This is a genomic window from Streptomyces sp. NPDC002676, assembly GCF_053592455.1.
Genome location: NZ_JBSFVT010000001.1, coordinates 341,796 through 356,734 on the forward strand (window position 1 = coordinate 341,796; position 14,939 = coordinate 356,734).

The 14,939-nt window shown below is 74.4% G+C and carries 10 protein-coding genes; 4 read left to right on the plus strand and 6 right to left on the minus strand.

The features are described 5' to 3' along the window. Window positions 1–481 precede the first annotated feature (481 nt). Genes ettA through ACWD3E_RS01615 form a run of 3 tightly spaced genes read left to right on the plus strand, consistent with a single transcriptional unit; the run spans window position 482 to window position 3,276 of the window. On the plus strand, window positions 482–2,146 hold the full coding sequence (gene ettA / locus ACWD3E_RS01605; protein ID WP_451385531.1) for an energy-dependent translational throttle protein EttA: 1,665 nt from the start codon (window positions 482–484) through the stop codon (window positions 2,144–2,146). Between the two features lie 6 nt (window positions 2,147–2,152). Next, entirely contained in the window at window positions 2,153–2,587 is a 435-nt protein-coding gene (locus tag ACWD3E_RS01610) for an acyl-CoA thioesterase (RefSeq protein WP_451385532.1), read from the plus strand. Further along, window positions 2,584–3,276, plus strand: a complete 693-nt coding sequence (locus tag ACWD3E_RS01615; RefSeq protein ID WP_451385533.1) for a hypothetical protein — start codon at window positions 2,584–2,586, stop codon at window positions 3,274–3,276. Before ACWD3E_RS01610 ends, ACWD3E_RS01615 begins: the two co-directional genes overlap by 4 nt. Window positions 3,277–3,311: 35 nt before the next feature. Here ACWD3E_RS01615 and ACWD3E_RS01620 read toward each other — a convergent pair whose 3' ends face one another. The 4 genes from ACWD3E_RS01620 to ACWD3E_RS01635 form a co-directional block, all read right to left on the minus strand. After that, window positions 3,312–4,268, minus strand: coding sequence for an ABC transporter ATP-binding protein (locus ACWD3E_RS01620; RefSeq protein ID WP_451386473.1), 957 nt, complete (start codon window positions 4,266–4,268; stop codon window positions 3,312–3,314). 54 nt (window positions 4,269–4,322) lie between these two features. Beyond that, complete coding sequence (locus tag ACWD3E_RS01625; protein WP_451385534.1) at window positions 4,323–7,055, minus strand: ABC transporter permease; 2,733 nt, start codon at window positions 7,053–7,055, stop codon at window positions 4,323–4,325. A 1-nt stretch (window position 7,056) separates the two neighbouring features. After that, on the minus strand, window positions 7,057–10,389 hold the full coding sequence (locus ACWD3E_RS01630) for an FtsX-like permease family protein (RefSeq protein ID WP_451385535.1): 3,333 nt from the start codon (window positions 10,387–10,389) through the stop codon (window positions 7,057–7,059). A 164-nt stretch (window positions 10,390–10,553) separates the two neighbouring features. Beyond that, on the minus strand, window positions 10,554–10,958 hold the full coding sequence (locus ACWD3E_RS01635) for a globin (protein ID WP_451385536.1): 405 nt from the start codon (window positions 10,956–10,958) through the stop codon (window positions 10,554–10,556). Window positions 10,959–11,037: 79 nt separating this feature from the next. On the opposite strand from ACWD3E_RS01635, the gene ACWD3E_RS01640 reads away from it, so the two are divergent. Continuing rightward, on the plus strand, window positions 11,038–12,018 hold the full coding sequence (locus ACWD3E_RS01640; protein WP_451385537.1) for a methyltransferase domain-containing protein: 981 nt from the start codon (window positions 11,038–11,040) through the stop codon (window positions 12,016–12,018). Between the two features lie 22 nt (window positions 12,019–12,040). Here the strand turns inward: ACWD3E_RS01640 and ACWD3E_RS01645 are convergent, their stop codons facing one another. Both ACWD3E_RS01645 and ACWD3E_RS01650 read right to left on the minus strand, forming a co-directional pair. Continuing rightward, a complete protein-coding gene (locus tag ACWD3E_RS01645) occupies window positions 12,041–13,453 on the minus strand; it encodes an FHA domain-containing protein (protein WP_451385538.1) in 1,413 nt (470 codons plus the stop codon). Window positions 13,454–13,525: 72 nt separating this feature from the next. Further along, window positions 13,526–14,869, minus strand: a complete 1,344-nt coding sequence (locus ACWD3E_RS01650; protein WP_451385539.1) for a vWA domain-containing protein — start codon at window positions 14,867–14,869, stop codon at window positions 13,526–13,528. Between the last annotated feature and the right edge of the window lie 70 nt (window positions 14,870–14,939).

The following is a 14,939-nucleotide window of genomic DNA, read 5'->3' on the forward strand; positions in this document are numbered from 1 at the left end:
CCTCATAGCGGTCCACGAACGCTCGGACCTCCCGTTCGGTGCCAGCGGTGAAGATCACCCATGGCCCGCGAGCAACATGCCTTTGCCGCCAGGCCGGCGGAACACGGTGCCCTCACCCCATACGAACCACGTATCGGGCTCGTCGTCCGACATCCCGTCCCGTTCCTCGTGCCGTTCTGCCTCCATCCGTACATGATCGCCGGGACAAAAGGGGGAGTCGTGCCCCAGGCGTGCCCGTTCAGCCCCCGATCGGTGCCCCGCTTCGGGCCATCCCTGGGCTGTCCCTGGGCCATCCCTGGGCCGTCCGAGGCCCCCGAGGCCACCCAACGGCGACCGACGGCGACAGGCGAGCCGCAGCCGCCAGCAGTGAAACCCCAGGTCAGAGCCCCCCGGACACACGCGTTTCCGTCCAGGGGTAGCCGTCAGGCAAGATGGGGTGTATCTGCCCACTGCCAGATTTCAAGCTGCCGGACGGTTTCTCTTGGCTGAGTTCATTTACACCATGCGCAAGGCGCGCAAAGCGCACGGCGACAAGGTGATCCTCGACGACGTCACCCTGAACTTCCTGCCGGGGGCGAAGATCGGTGTCGTCGGCCCGAACGGCGCCGGTAAGTCGACCGTCCTGCAGATCATGGCGGGACTGCAGCAGCCGTCGAACGGTGACGCCTTCATCTCTCCCGGCTACAGCGTCGGCATCCTGCTCCAGGAGCCCCCGCTGAACGAGGAGAAGACGGTCCTCGAGAACGTCGAGGAGGGTGTCGCCGTAATCAAGGGCAAGCTCGACCGGTTCAACGAGATCGCCGAGCAGATGGCGACCGAGTACACCGACGCCCTGATGGAGGAGATGGGCAAGCTCCAGGAGGATCTGGACCACGCCAACGCCTGGGACCTCGACGCCCAGCTGGAGCAGGCCATGGACGCCCTGGGCTGCCCGCCCGGCGACTGGGCCGTCACCAACCTCTCCGGTGGTGAGAAGCGCCGCGTCGCGCTCTGCAAGCTCCTGCTGGAGCAGCCCGACCTGCTGCTCCTCGACGAGCCCACCAACCACCTCGACGCCGAGTCGGTGAACTGGCTGGAGCAGCACCTGGCCAAGTACCCGGGCACCGTGGTCGCGATCACCCACGACCGGTACTTCCTGGACAACGTCGCCGAGTGGATCCTCGAGCTGGACCGCGGGCGCGCCTACCCGTACGAGGGCAACTACTCCACCTACCTGGAGACCAAGGCCACCCGTCTCAAGGTCGAGGGCCAGAAGGACGCCAAGCGGCAGAAGCGGCTCAAGGAAGAGCTGGAGTGGGTGCGGTCGAATGCCAAGGGGCGTCAGGCCAAGTCCAAGGCACGCCTCGCCCGCTACGAGGAGATGGCCGCCGAGGCCGACAAGATGCGGAAGCTGGACTTCGAGGAGATCCAGATCCCGCCGGGCCCGCGTCTGGGCAACATCGTGGTCGAGGTCAACGACCTGCAGAAGGGCTTCGGCGAGAAGCTCCTCGTGGACGGGCTGTCCTTCACCCTGCCGCGCAACGGCATCGTCGGCGTCATCGGCCCGAACGGCGCCGGCAAGACCACCCTGTTCAAGATGATCCAGGGCCTGGAGAACCCGGACTCCGGTGACATCAAGGTCGGCGAGACCGTCAAGATCTCGTACGTCGACCAGTCCCGCGCCAACATCGACCCGAAGAAGACGCTGTGGGAGGTCGTGTCCGACGGGCTCGACTACATCAACGTCGGCCAGGTCGAGATGCCGTCCCGGGCGTACGTCTCCGCGTTCGGCTTCAAGGGCCCGGACCAGCAGAAGCCGGCCGGTGTGCTCTCCGGTGGTGAGCGCAACCGCCTGAACCTGGCGCTGACCCTGAAGCAGGGCGGCAACCTGCTGCTCCTCGACGAGCCCACCAACGACCTCGACGTCGAGACGCTCTCCAGCCTGGAGAACGCGCTGCTGGAGTTCCCCGGCTGCGCCGTCGTCGTCTCCCACGACCGGTGGTTCCTCGACCGTGTCGCCACGCACATCCTCGCCTACGAGGGTGAGTCCAAGTGGTTCTGGTTCGAGGGCAACTTCGAGTCGTACGAGAAGAACAAGATCGAGCGGCTCGGCCCGGACGCCGCGCGTCCGCACCGCGCCACCTACAAGAAGCTGACCCGGGGCTGATCGGTCTTGCGCCACATCTACCGCTGTCCGCTGCGCTGGTCGGACATGGACGCGTACGGCCATGTCAACAACGCGGTCTTCATCCGCTACCTGGAGGAAGCCCGTATCGACTTCCTGTTCCGCCCGGACAAGGAGTTCAAGCAGGGGTCCGTGGTGGCGCGCCATGAGATCGACTACAAGCGGCAGCTCGTGCACCGGCACCACCCGGTGGACATCGAGCTGTGGGTCAGCGAGATCAGGGCCGCGTCCTTCACCATCACCTACGAGGTGAAGGACGACGACCTGGTCTATGTCCGGGCCTCGACGGTCGTCGTGCCGTTCGACTTCGAGGCCGAGCGGCCCCGCCGGATCACCGCGGAGGAGCGCGAGTTCCTCCAGGAGTACATGGACGGTGCCGGCAAGGCCGACGACAAGGCCGACGAGGAGGCCGTCGCGGCATGACCGTGCTGCACCTCGCCGACGAGACGGAGGCGGCGGACCTCGTCGCCTTCCTCTCCCGGCTGCTCCGCTACGACCGTGGAGCGGCGGTGCGCCTCCAGGCGGCCGGCACGGCGCTCGCCGTCTTCGGACGCCCGCCGTCCTTCGAGGTGCTGGCGGTCCGCGCGGTCCGGCTGGCGAAGCCGTACGAGAACGGGCTGGACGTCACGCTGGACGTGACCGTCTCCGCCGGTGAGTTCCTGGAGTCCGTGGACGAGCGCGCGGCCACCGCCGCCGTCCCGGGCGCGGTCACCGGGCCGCCATGGGCGGGCGTGCTGCCGCCGCGCGGCGGCTGGCAGCCCGAGCCGGGGCTGCCCGCGCCGGACGCGCTGCGGGCGCTGGTCGCCGCGGCGGTCTCCGAGTTCCGCTCCCGTACGGAGGAGCTGGCGCCGGAGGGCCGTACCCGCGCGGAACTGGACCGGATCGGGCGGGACATCTGGTCCCGGGAGATCGGCGAGACCCGGCTTCCGGTACGGGCCGTGCACGCGGCCCAGTCCCTGGGCTTCCTGCGGCCGGGCGTCGGCCGGGAGGACACCGGGCTCTACTCCTCGGGAGCGTGGCTCAGGCTGCGTACGCCGTACGGGTCCGTCGCCGTACGACGCGCCGGTCTCGGCGCACCCGGTCTGGGCGCGCTCGGCGTCAGCGTCCGCTGAGCCCCTGCCTCCTGCTCCCTGCCTTACCCTCTTCGCTACTTCTCTTCGCTGTCGTCCGGCCACACCCCGATGTGGTCCGGCTCCAGTTCCAGGGCGACACGGTCGCGCATCCCGAGGGCCCGGAGGTAGTCGGCGGGCAGCTGGAGGCGGCCCACGCGGTCGAGCATGGCGTACTCGCGGGCGACCACCGTCTCGTGGCCGGTGGCAGCGTCGACCTCGCTGCGGCGCAGCACCTCGGTGGAGGTGCGGCCGTCGCGGATGGCGACCGTGCGGCGCACCTCGCCGGCCACCGCCTGGTCGTGGGTGACGATGACGATGGTGGTGCCCAGGGTCTCGTTCGCCGTGCGGAACGCGTCGAAGATCTGCGCGGCCGTGTGGGAGTCGAGTTCGCCGGTGGGTTCGTCGGCGAGCAGCACCGAGGGGCTGTTGGCGAGGGCCACCGCGATCGCGACGCGCTGCTGCTGGCCGCCGGACATCTCGTGCGGGCGCCGGTCGCGGCAGTCCGCGACCTCCAGCAACTCCAGCAGTTCCAGGGCGCGTTCGGCGCGGGCGCGGCGGCGCATGCGGGTGCCGGACAGCTGGAGGGGCAGCGCGACGTTCTGGGCGGCGGTCAGGTACGGCAGCAGGTTGCGGGAGGTCTGCTGCCAGACGAAGCCGACGACCTCGCGGCGGTAGGCCAGCCGGTCGGCGGCGGTCATGGTGAGCAGATCGCGGCCGGCGACCCGGGCCGCGCCCGCGGTGGGGGTGTCCAGGCCGGCGAGGATGTTCATCAGCGTGGACTTTCCGCTGCCGGACGCACCCACCAGGGCCATCAGCTCGCCCTCGCGGACGAGGAGGTCGAGGCCCTGTAGCGCCTGGACCTCGACGCCGTCCGTGGAGAAGACCCGGACGAGACGGTCGCAGGTGATGAGGGCGTCGTGGCCGTAGGCGGGGCGGTTGCGGGACTCGGCGACCTTGTCGGCGAGGTCGGTGAGGCTCGGGTTGGTGGTCATGAACGCCTCCAGTGGTTCAAACGCCTCCAGTGGTTCATCGGACATCCCCCTGGTTCATCGGACATCCCCCGCCCTCAGCTCCCGTACGGCCCCCCGTCTCCCCGTCCACCACGCCTGCACCCCCGCGATGCCCACCGCCACCACCACGACCGTCACCGCCGGGACCGTCAGTGACCAGGTGTCGGGGCGCAGTTCGGCCTCGGTCACCGGGGCGCGTGCCGTGGGCAGGGCGATCGTCGTCAGGTCGATGCCGGGGGAGAGGAGCCGGATGGCGGCCCAGCCGGTCAGGGTGCCGCCGAGCGCGGCGAGCAGGGCCTGCGGGAGGGACTCCAGGACGAGCAGGCGGCGGCCCTGCGCCCGTGTGAGGCCCATCGTGCGGAGTCGGGCGAGCAGCGCGGCCCGTTCGGGCGCCGCCCGCAGCAGGGCCAGCAGCAGGGCGAGCACGGCGAAACCGGCGCCCGCCGCCACTGCCGCGGTGTACACGTGCTCGGCGCCGGACTGGAGGGGCGAGTCGGCGTACCGGCTCCGCTCCTCGGCGCGGACCCGGACGGTGCCCGCGCCGCCCGCCGCGCGGCGCAGCCCGGCCGCGTCCACCCGGCCGCCGGTCAGCAGCAGCGCCGTAGGCCGGGCGGCATCGACCCCGAGCCGGCCGCGGTCCACGACGAGGAAGTCGGAGCTCGGCAGGGCGGGGGTGCGCTCCCGGACGGCCGTGATGCGGACGGTGACCGCGCTGCCGTCCTCCAGCCGGACCAGGAACGGCCGCCTGGTGCCGTACGAGGCCGCGACGGACGGGGAGGCGAGGGCGGGCAGCGGGGCGGCAGAGTCCTTACGGCCCCGCAACTCGCCCGCGTCGAAAGCGCCGAGGCCCGTGCGGGCCGACAGCCGCGCGTACGGGTCCGGGTCCACCCCGACCAGCGGCACCGAGTCCTGCCCGTCCGCCGGTTTCGCCTGGTACGCGATGCTCACCGCCGCCACCCCGTGCACCCCCGGCACGGCCCGCACCCGGCCCGGGGCGGCGGCCGGGAGCGGGCCGTCGTTGTCCACGCGGGCGTCGGCGCCGACGGTGAGCAGGGCTGCCCGGTCCCGGGCCTGGGCCACGCCCGCCAGCACCGAGCCGCCGAACGCGGACGTGGTCAGCGCGGTCAGCAGGGCCAGCAGCGGCAGCACCGCGGAGACCTGGGTACGCGCCGCGCGGGCCAGCGACAGCTGGCCCACCGCCCCGCGCAGCCGCCCTGCCGGGCGGGCCAGCCGGCGCAGCAGCAGCGGGTAGAGCCGGAGCAGCACCAGGGCCGCCACAACCCCGGACAACACCGGGGCCAGCGCCACCAGTTGACCGCCCGAGGTGCCCTGGCGGCGCAGCGCCGCCACCGCGCCCGCCGCCAGGACCAGCAGCGTCAGCTCGGCGACCGTGCGGCGCCGGGAGGGCCGCCGGGCCGTCACGTCCTCGCGCGGCCCGGTCACCCGGACCGGGCGATGGGCGAGGGCGGCGCGCAGCGGCAGGGCGGCGCAGGCGGTGAGGGTGACGGCCACGGCGGCGGCGACGGCGTACCGGGCGCGGCCGGCGGGGACCGTGAGCAGCGCGCCCGCCAGGCCGAGCGCGCCCGCCGGTACGGCGACCACGGCGGTCTCGGCCAGCAGCCGTCCGGCGAGAGCGGGCAGGGAGGCGCCCCGGGCGCGCAGCAGGGCGAGTTCGGTCCGACGCCGGTCCGCGGCGAGGCCGGCCGCCATGAACAGCACCACGCCGAGCACGGTCGCGGTGCCGGCGGCGGCCACGGCGACCAGCGGGGAGATGCCGGAGCGCAGCCGGGAGAAGGAGCCGAGGGCGTCGTCCAGGCCGCTGTCGACGCCGACACCGGGGTCGATGGCGGCGCGGGCGCGCTGGAGCCCCGGGCCGGACGCCAGCGCGGCGATGGCGGAGTCAAGCCGGTCCAGGTCGTGCGCGCGCAGGTCGGCGAGGTGCGGGGCGAGGAACCAGTAGCGGCCCGGGTCGCCGGCCGTCCCCAGCAGGACGGGGGCTGCGTCCTGCGGCAGCAGGAGCGCGCCGAGCCAGTACCGCACCGGGTCCGGGCCCGGCGTGGGCAGGGTCACCAGGGTCGCGGTGCGCAGCAGCGGGACGGTCGACCAGTAGGCGCCGGCCGGATCGCGCGGCGCGAGGATGCCGGTGACGTGGACGGCGATCGGCGGGCGGGAGATCCCGGGCACGTGGATGACCGAACCCACCTTGATGTGCAGGTGTTCGGCGGTGTCGGCGCTCACGGCGGCCTCCACTCCCGGGACCCATGCGTCGACCCGGCCCGAGGCGCGTGGCAGCCGGCCCTCGCGGACGTGCGCGTGTGCGGCCAGTCCGCTCTGCGCGACCAGGTGGAAGCGGGCGGGCAGGCCGCTCGGGCGCGGCAGCCACGGGTCGGGCGCCGCCAGGCTGTTGTTGGTGCCGACGCCGTACGACGACTGGTCCCGGTCCACCGACAGCGCACCGCCGGCCAGGCCGAGCACCTGGTCGAACTGCGGTCGCATCGCGCGGGGCAGCAGGGCCGCGCCCCGCCGGTCCTCCGGCAGGGTGTAGTCGGGCTGGGGTGCCGTCACCCGCACGGTGGTGCGGTCGGGGCGGGCCTGGTGGAGGGCGCGCAGCAGCCCGGCGTCCTCGTACCGGTCGACCGCGCGCGGGAAGGCACCGGCCAGCGCGGCGACCAGCGCGACGAGCAGCGCGAGCGCGACGGCGGCGCCGGGCGCGGCCCGCAGCCGGGTCCGCACCCAGGGCGCGACCGCAGACGCCGGATGGCGGTTCACGTCACTCACCTCCCTGTTCCCGCAGCGCCCGTACCGGGTCCGCGCGGCGTACGGACAGCAGGGCCGTGACGGCCAGCGGGGTCGCGGCGACGGCCGCGAGCAGCAACACCACCTGCCCGGCGGGGAGCTGGACCAGCAGGTCCGGCACCGGCCGGTCGGCCTCGGCGGTCAGGACGATCAGCGGGAGCACGGCGCGGGCCAGTACGGCGCCCAGGCCGAGGCCCACCGCCAGCGCCAGCCCCACCAGCACGCCCTGTTCGGCGGCGACCGTCCGGGCCAGCCGGCGGCGCGGGACCCCGAGCGCGCGCAGGACCGCGAACTCCGCGGAGCGCGCCCGCAGCGACCCGGCGGTGCCCACGGCGAAGCCGACCGCGGCGAGCGCCGCCGCCACCACGGCCGCCGCCGCGAACGCGGCCTCGGGGCCGGCACCGAACGGGTCGTCGCGCAGCCCGGCGGCGATCTCGTCGCGTACGACGACCTGCCCCGGGTCCACGTCCGGCAGTGCCCGCACCGCCGCGGCCACCTCCGTCGCGGCGCCCGGCGCGGTGCGCAGCCACCACTCGGTGGGCGTGGCGCCGGTCCCGTACCGGGCCTGCAACACCCGGTTCACGGCGCGCAGATCGACCAGGACGGCACCGCCGTCGCCGGCGCCGGGGTCGGCCAGGTCGGCGGTCGCGGGCAGGGCCCGTACCGAGCGGACGATCCGCACCGGCAGGTTCTGGCCGGCGATCGTCAGGTCCACCCGCTGCCCGGTGCGGGCGCTCGCCGAGGACAGGAAGCGGTCGGTCACGACGGCCGTCAGCTCGGGCGGCGCGGGTTGCGTCGCCGTGAGCTGGACGGTGACGGAGGCGACCGTCCAGATGCTCGCGTCCGGCAGCCAGCCGGTGCCGTAGGTGAAGGTCAGCGGCCGGTGCGCGGTGAGCCGGGGGCGGGTGGGACTGGTGGTGGAGTTCGGGACGGCCGCGCCGCCCGCGTGCACGGCGGTGGTCCAGTCGGCCGGGAGCGCGACCCGGTGCCGCGTCCCGTCGGCGGAGACGGCCGTCAACTCGTCGAGGGTGAGCCGGTGTTGTTCGGAACGCATGGCGGGCTGGGACATGTCCAGCCGGAGCCCGGTGAGGGTGAGCGAGCCGAGGGAGTCCGGGAGGGTGACGTCGAGGGTGTGCCGGTGGCCGTCGGCGGGGAGCAGCCCGAAGGGCACGTCGTACGGCACCCCGTAGTGGTCGGTCAGCGTGGCCGTCACGTCGACGGTGGTCCCCGGGCCGGTGGAGCTGTGCAGGTTTGCCGCCAGCCGCAGCCGCGTCGTGCCCGCGGGCACCCGGGCGCCCGCCGGGGTGCCCTTGGCCGCCAGCCCGGACAGCAGCGGCCGTACCGGGACGTCCGCCAGGTCCGGGCGCATCAGCACCCCGTCCGCCGCGCGAGCGGTGTCCAGGGCCAGCACGGTCGCGGTGCGGTCGCCGGACAGGGGCTGCGCGGTCCGGACGGCGGGGGCGGCGGCGCGCACGTGCGGCAGGGAGGCGAACTCGTCCGTACGGCCGAGCCCGCCCTCCCCGGCGGCCGGCACCCGCACCGGCATCCCGGCGCGGAAGTCGGCCTGGTCGTCCTGCGAGCGGTCCCAGGAGGCGGCCTGCCCGATCGCGAGCATGCCGAGCGCGACGGCGAGCACGAGCAGCAGCACCGGGCCCGCGCCCCGCGCGGTACGGCGGCTGAACTGCCAGCCGGCCAGCGCCACCGGCAGTCCGCGCCCGGCCGCCGCCCAGCGCTCCGCGAGCCGCGCCACGGGCGGCAGCAGCCGCAGGGTCAGCACCGTCCCGGCGAGCAGCGCCAGCGCGGGCGCGGCCACCAGCAGCGGATCGACCCCGAGGGTTCCCGTCCGGTCGGCGGTCACGCCCCCCGACTTCTGCCGTCCCAGCTGCCAGTAGGCCACCGCGGCGATCACCAGCAGCCCGACGTCGGCCCCGGCGCGCACGGGTGCGGGGCGACGGCCGGCGGGACGGGGGCGCCGGGAGCCGGCGGAACGGCGTACGGGCAGCCGGAGGGTCCGCCGGGCGCCGTTGCCCCGGGCGGGGCCCGGCCGCCCCCCGTCCGCGCTCGTCACCGCCGGTGCCGTCACCGCCAGCGCGCAGCCCAGGGCCACCGCGGCGGACACCAGCCAGACCGTGGGCCGGGCCACGGCGGGGGTGTTCAGGTGGAGGCCGAGCCGGCCGAGCGGGCCGTGTCCGGCCAGCAGGGTGGTGAGCGGGCCGGACAGGAGCGGGGCGCACACGGCGGCCGGGAGCGCGAGGAGCAGGGCCTCGGCCGCGGCGAGGGCCGCGATCCGGGCGCGGGAGGCGCCCCGGGCCCGCAACAGCCGGGTCTCGCCCGCGCGTTCGGCACCCAGCAGCCGGGCCACCAGCAGCAGCGCGTACCCGGCCAGCAGTACGAGCTGCAGCGCGACGATCAGCAGCGTGGCGCGTGAGACGAGCAGCGCGCGGTCGATCCGGTCCAGGACGTCCGGGAGCCCGGTCGTCGCCACGGTCGTGCCGCGCAGGGCCTGGTGCGCGCGCAGCACCGGTCCGGCCTTCCGTGCCGCCGTGCGCAGTTCGCCGATCCGTCCTGTGGTCGTCGTCCCGAAGCCGGCCGACGCGAGCCAGGCCACAGGACCCACGCTCACCCGCCCGCCGCCGAGCACGGACGGGTCGGCGAGCAGAGGGCCGTACGTCGTGAAGCCGGACTTCTTCGCCCCGCGGCCGAGCAGGTCGTCGAGCCGCCAGTAGGGGGCCGAGACGGAGACGGGGCGGTACAGGCCGGTGATCCGTACGTGCACGGGCGGGCCGTCCAGGCGGTCGGCCAGGGTGAGCCGGTCGCCGGGCGCGAGGCCCAGCTGTCGGGCGGCGGCCTGTGGGAGCGCCACCTCGATCGCGCCGGAGGCGGTGTGGCCCGGGAGCCGGCCGGCACAGGGCCGTATCTGGGTGGGGTCCAGGGCGGCGAAGTAGGTGAGATCGGGGTCGCCCCCGCGGGCCGCCGGCGGCTGCAGGGAGCGGGGCAGGGCGTACGGGCCCGAACGGCGCAGGGTGCGCACGGTCACCGGCAGCCCGTCGAAGACCTTGCGGCTGCCCTCGTGTACGGCCTTGTCGGCGGCGGCACGCTCCTGGGGCGGCACGTCCGCCTTGACGATCAGCGCGGTGTCGGCCGCGTTGCGCTGGTCCCGCAGCACATGGCGCAGCGCCGCGTCACCGAGAGCGTCCGAGTACGCCGTGAGCGTCGCCAGCACCACGGCGGTGAGCAGCACCGTGAGCAGTGCGGCAGCGAGCAGCGGGCGGTGCGCCCGTGCGCGTAAGACGACGAACCCCGTCACGCTGCCCCCGTGTTCGTCCGGTACTTCCGGAGTTTCGGGCGATGGTGGCAGAGGAGTCCGCCCACGGGTAAGCGGTTGTCAGCAGGTCTATACCGGATCGTGACCGGATTTCGGCGAGCCGCGACCGGAATCCGACGTTCAGCGGGCCCTTCAGCGGGTGCGGCTCACTCGGGGGTGTTCACCATCGAAGCGGCGGCGTACGACAGGTAGTTCCACAGCGTGTGCTCGTGCTCCTCGGACAGCCCGAGCTCCTCGACGGCCACCCGCATGTGCTTCAGCCACGCGTCGTGCGCGGCCCGGTCCACGGTGAACGGGGCGTGCCGCATGCGCAGCCTCGGGTGGCCGCGGTGCTCGCTGTACGTCGTGGGGCCGCCCCAGTACTGCATCAGGAACAGGGCCATCCGCTCCTCGGCCGGGCCCAGGTCCTCCTCCGGGTACATCGGCCGCAGGAGCGGGTCCTCGGCGACGCCCTCGTAGAAACGGTGGACGAGGCGGCGGAAGGTCTCCTCCCCGCCGACCTGCTCGTAGAAGGTCTGCTCCTGAAGCGTGCCGCGCCGAATCTCATTCACGGCTCCATCGTCTCAGACGGAGTGACCTAGGACTCAAGGCCGAGGACCACTGGTACCGAAGCGCCCCTACTGTGGGCATATGCGTGCCTACGACACCGGGATCGACCGTCTCGCCGCCGAGGCCCGGGCCGCGCTGGTGCGGGAGATCGACGCCGAGGGGGCCTGGGCCGCCGACCCGGTGTGGCGGGAGGTCTTCGCGGCGGTGCCCCGGCATCTGTTCGTGCCGTACTACTACGACGTGGGGGCCGGGGGCGGTCACGAGCGCCGTTGGGGCGAGAGTCCGGAGCGGGCGGCCAGGGAGCGCTGGGTGCGCGGCGCCTATGCCGACGTCCCGCTGGCCACCCGGCTGCGCGACGGCGAGCTGCTCTCCTCCAGCAGCCGGCCCTCGCTGATGGCGCGGATACTGGCCGAGCTGCGGGTCGAGGACGGCCACCGGGTGCTGGAGGTGGGCGCCGGCACCGGGTACAACGCGGCCCTGCTCTGCCACCGCCTCGGCGACGACGGCCTGGTCACCACGGTCGACCTGGAGCCGGAGTTCACCGAGTCGGCCCGCCGGCACCTGGCCGAGGCCGGACACCGCCCGCTCGTGGTCACCGGCGACGGGGCGCGCGGGGTGCCCGAACGCGCCCCCTTCGACCGGATCATCGCGACCTGCGAGCTGCGCACGGTGCCGCGCGCCTGGCTCGCCCAGTGCCGCCCCGGCGCCCGCGTCCTGACCCCGCTCGCCACGGGCCTGGTCGTCCTGACCGTCCCGGACCCCGGGCACGCCGAGGGCCGTTTCCTGGACCTGCCCGCCCATTTCGTGCCGCTGCGCGGCGCGGGCCGGGCGGACCACGGCGCGGTGTCCCTGCGCGGGCTGCCCCGCCGGGCGTGCGGGCAGGAGCCGTTGCGCTTCCTGCTGGCGCTGGCCCGGGGCGCCCTCGAACCGCGGGAAGCCCTCGCGCTGTGGGAGCACGAGGGCAGACCGGACCGTGAGCGCTACGGCGTCACGGTCGACGGCGAACGCGCGTGGGCCTGGCTGGACGATCCGGAGGGGCCGTACGCCTGGCCCCTTCCGTGACCGTCCTCACGGAACCGCCTGCTCAGCCGCGGCGGATCGTGATCGTCGTCCAGGCGCCCACGTGCACCCGGTCGCCGTCCTGCAGCGGCACCGGCACGAACGGCTGGATCGGCTCGTCCGAGCCGTTGACCGTGGTGCCGTTGGTCGAGTTCTGGTCGACGACCGCCCAGCCGCCGTCGGGCTGCTGGACCAGCACCGCGTGCTGGTGCGAGACGCCCGGGTCCTCCGGCGGCACCGACAGGTCGATGTCCGGGGTGTCGCCGGTGGAGTGCCGGCGGCGGCCGATGGTGACCTGGTTCCCGCTGAGCGTGCGCTGCTGCTCGGGCGAGTACGCGGGCAGGTTGAGGCCCGCGGCCTCGGGACCCGAGCGCTGCATCATCGCCATGAAGTAGTCGCGGTCCGGGCCGATCGTCGCGATCCAGGTGGCCGGGCCCTGCGGAGCCTGCGGGAAGCCGGGGGCGGGCGGGGCCTGCGTGCCGCCGGGCGGCGGGTAGCCGTAGCCACCGCCGGGCGCACCGGGACCACCGGGCATGCCAGGACCGCCGGGGCCGCCAGGACCGGCCGACGACGGCGGGGAGATCACCCAGTCGTCGTCAGCGCCGCCGAAGGACGGACCGCCGGCCGGCGGACGGCCGGTCTCCTGCGGGAATGCGGGCGGCGCGGGCGGTCCGGACGGCCGGAACGCCTGCGCGCCGCCGCCGGGCGGCGGAGGCGGAGTCGGCCCGGGCGGCGGCGGAACCGGCCGCGAGGGGTCGCCGCCGAAGGCGGAGGGGCCGGGAGGGCCGGGAGGCGTGGACGGGCCGGGCACACCAGGACCCCCGGGCACACCAGGACCCCCGGGCGCGCCGGGACCCTGCCCCGGCGCACCGGGGAAGCCGGAGGCCGGACCGCCGGGCGGACCGGCCGGCGGCCGGGCGCCGAAGGCGGACGGGCCCGAGGGGCCGGCCGAGGTGGGCGGCGGGCCGGCCGGGCGCGGGCCGCCGAACGGCATCGGGCCCGAGGGCTCGCTGCCGAAGGACGGGATCGGCTCGGCGGGCCGGTTCACCTGCGAGGGCCGCGAGCCCTGGTACTCATACCCGTCACCGCCGCCGTAGGTCGCGCTCGGCGGCTCGAAGCGGGGCTGCGGCGGGCGCGGTGCGGCCGGGGTGTACGAGGTGGCCGTGTTGGTGAGGAAGTTCCACCGGCACTCCTCGCAGAAGGGCGCGCCGCCCTCGCGGGGCGTACGGCACTGCGGGCACAGCTCCGGCTCGTGCGCGGGCCCGCCACCCGGCGGGCGTCCGCCGGGCCGGCCGCCCTGCGGCGGCGGGAAGCCGTAGCCGCCGGCGGCCGGGGGCGGCGGCGGAGGGGGCGGAGGTACGGCACCGGCCATGCGGTGACCGCAGACCTCGCACCAGTCGTCGGAACCCGACTGGTGTCCGTTCGGGCAGGTCGGCATGTCGGCGCTTCCCCTTCTCCTTCTCCGGATGTCCTTCTCGGTGTCGTGCTGGTCCTGCTGAGCCCTACGGGCTTACTTCTTTACACGAACAGTCTTTGTGGACCGGGTGTCGAGGGTCATTTCGTCGGCCTCGGCAACCTTCGTCTTCAACCGCACAGTACCTGTCGCGGCGTCGACAACGTCCACCACCTTCGCAAGCAGTTTCGCAGTATCCGCGTTCCCCGAGGCGCTCGCGAGCTGAACGGCACGCCCCAGTTTGGCCGTTGCCCCATCGAAATCGCCCGCTTTGCGCAGATCGAGCCCTTGCCGGATGGCTTGCGCCAGTTCGGCCTGCCCGGTGTAGTGGGCGACCTGGGGGCTGATCGCGGTCGAGGCCACCATGTCGTCGGTCCACACGGCCCGTACGAGGCCCTGGGCGCCCAAGTTCTGGACGTTGCCGTCCGGTTGCGGCACGACCAGGGAGACCCGGGCGGCCAGCATCTCCTGGCCGAGTCCGGCCGCGGCCACCTCGACGCAGATGTGGTAGTCCCGGGACTCGTCTCCCCAGGACCCGGTGGGGTAGTCCCCGGCGCGCGGGCCGGCTTCGGTGCGGCGGTCGGTCAAATCCTCGACCGTAGGCGCCACTTGCTTGACGAACCGGATCGTCGTGCCGACCGGGGTCCACACGCGCAGGGCGACGTCCGCGACCTCCTTGCCCATCGCCGTCTCCATCATCCGGGTGAAGTCGGCGGCGAGTCCGGCCGGGTCGGCGACGATGTCGGCACTGCCGAGCAGGGCCGAGGCGATCCCTGTGACTTCTTTCACTTCCCAGTCGGTGCCCACACCGCGCGCGTCACAGGTGAACCGTCCGGCGCAGGCGTCGAGCGCCGCGCGCAGGTCCTCCGGGGACTCGTGCTCGTTGCGGCCGTCGGTGAGCAGGATGCCGTGCCGGATGGTGACGTCCGCCGAGGACAGCAGCCGGTCGGCGAGCCGCAGCCAGGTGCCGATGGCCGTACCGCCGCCCGCGCTGAGCCTGCGCAGCGCGTCCTTGGCCTGCCGGCGCGTCGTGGCGTCGGCGACGGCCAGCCGCCCGCCGCCCGGGTACACCTCCGTGGCGACGTGGGTGCCGCCGATCACCGCGAAGTGGACGCCGTCGCGCAGCGTGTCGATCGCGGCGGCCGTGGCGTCACGGGCGTTGCGCATCTTGACCGGCGGGTAGTCCATCGAACCCGAGCAGTCGACCATGAGCGCCACCGCTGCGGACGGGCCGTGCCCGGCCGCGTACCCGGCCGCGCCGGCCGCGCTCCCGATCGTGCCGCCGCCGGTCGACGTCACCGTGACGATCGCGTTGACCTCGCGACCGCCCTCCGGCAGGTACTCGTTCTGGTACACGTCCATGGAGAAAGCGGGCACGCTCGACTTGGAGAAATTGGCCATGCTGACTCTGATCCCCCTCTGAACCCACGGGTCTTGTGGGTGACGACTGTATGCGGACCGGTCCCCTCCG